The organism is Thermodesulfitimonas sp., assembly GCF_052743955.1.
On sequence record NZ_JBRAIN010000172.1, the window covers coordinates 1 to 1,564 of the forward strand.

Annotated in this window: 2 protein-coding genes; both read left to right on the forward strand. The window is 53.6% G+C overall.

The window, feature by feature from the left end; all coding sequences use genetic code 11:
* The first annotated feature begins 128 nt into the window (after positions 1-128).
* A complete protein-coding gene (locus ACUVTA_RS09685) occupies positions 129-947 on the forward strand; it encodes a histidine kinase dimerization/phospho-acceptor domain-containing protein (protein WP_445952728.1) in 819 nt (272 codons plus the stop codon).
* 20 nt (positions 948-967) lie between these two features.
* On the forward strand, positions 968-1,447 hold the full coding sequence (locus tag ACUVTA_RS09690; RefSeq protein WP_445952729.1) for a sensor histidine kinase: 480 nt from the start codon (positions 968-970) through the stop codon (positions 1,445-1,447).
* The last annotated feature ends 117 nt before the right edge of the window (positions 1,448-1,564 follow it).

Consider the following 1,564-nt stretch of genomic DNA (forward strand, 5'->3'; position numbering starts at 1 on the left):
GTGAACCGGATTTTTAGTAAAATGATGGTACTGAACCTAGCGATAGCTCTTTTTACGGCGCTGGCGCTCAGCCTTCTCCTCTCCTTCATCTATTTATACGTTACTTTTACCGGGAGTACGGGCGCAATTTGGAAGAAGCCTTGCAGGAGGCTACCGCTCTGGCCGAGAAGCATTGTACGGGGAAAATATCCCGTGCGGGTTTTGAACGGGGGCTGAAGCTTATTGACCGGGTGGAAGGGGTTCATTTTTGGCTTCTCGACTCCAAGGGTAAGTTACTTTTTACTACCGCGCCCGATCTCGATATCTTCCCGAAGCCGGAGTTTGCGGACCAGGTGGTAAACTCTTTGAGAAAAGGGTGGATGTTTGCACACGTATTAAATGATCCCCAAGATCCCTCGCTTGACCTTATGGTTGCCGCTACTTCTTTGCCGGAAGGGGCATTGGTAGGATTTTTCCCGGTGGCGGACGTAAAGAAACCGATCAAGGAGAGTATCGGTCTTGTCTGGTTGGCGGCAGCGGGAGCTTTTGCGTTAGGCGCTGTACCTACTTACTTTGTCGCGCGCCATTTCAGTTATCCTCTGGTATTGCTGAGCCAAGTTGCCAGACGTATGGGGCGGGGTGATTTTGGGGCCCGGGTTGAGCTTAAGCGGCGGGATGAAATCGGCGACCTTGCGGCGGCGTTTAACACGATGGCGCAGCAGCTTGAAAGTTTGGATAAAGAGCGTCAGGCTTTTCTGGCTAATATTTCCCATGAACTCCGCACCCCCTTGACTTCGATCCGGGGCTTTATTCAGGGGATCTTAGACGGAACCATTGCGCCGCCGGACCAACCTGTTTACCTGGCTCGCGTCTTTGAGGAGGTGGGCCGGCTTAGCGGCATCGTTGAGGAACTGCTTACCTTGGCGCGCCTTCGGGGCGGTCGCCTCCGTTTCCACTGGGAAAATTAAATCCTACAACGGTGTTGGATATGGTGGTGGAGATGCTCACTCCTTTAGCGGCGGAAAAAAAAGTAAAGATTGATTTCGTTACGGTGGGGGAGGAGAGGAGACTCTGGGCAGACCGGGGGCGGTTGGCCCAAATTTTTACGAATATCCTGGATAACGCGGTAAAATTTTCCCCAAGAGGCGGAAAAGTTGCAGTTAACGCCTCCTGGGACGCCCAGGGGTGGCGGGTGACAATAGGGGATGAGGGTCCAGATATCCCACCAGGGGATATTCCCTATATCCTCGACCGTTTTTATACGGGAAACCTTTCAACCCGGGAATCCCCAGGTACAGGGCTAGGGCTAGCGATCAGTAAGCTTTTGGTGGAAGAGCACGGGGGAACGATCAGTGTGAGAAACCGCCCCGGCGGCGGGTGCGAATTTACGGTCTTCTTGCCGAGGGCTTTCGAGCCTTCTTGTCCCGCTTATAAGGCTAAGGGAGAGGTAGGAGGAGAAGATAAATGACTCGTTCGCCGCGCGTCTTAATCTTGAGCGCTGGTTACGGCGCCGGTCACTTGCAGGCGGCACGGGCCCTTGAGACCGCCATATCTATAGCTATGTCAGAGTGGAAAACGCACACCT

Coding starts and splice junctions, on each gene's coding strand:
- ACUVTA_RS09690 (WP_445952729.1), top strand. CDS start 968: ATGGTGGTGGAGATGCTCACTCCTTTAGCGGCGGAAAAAAAAGTAAAG.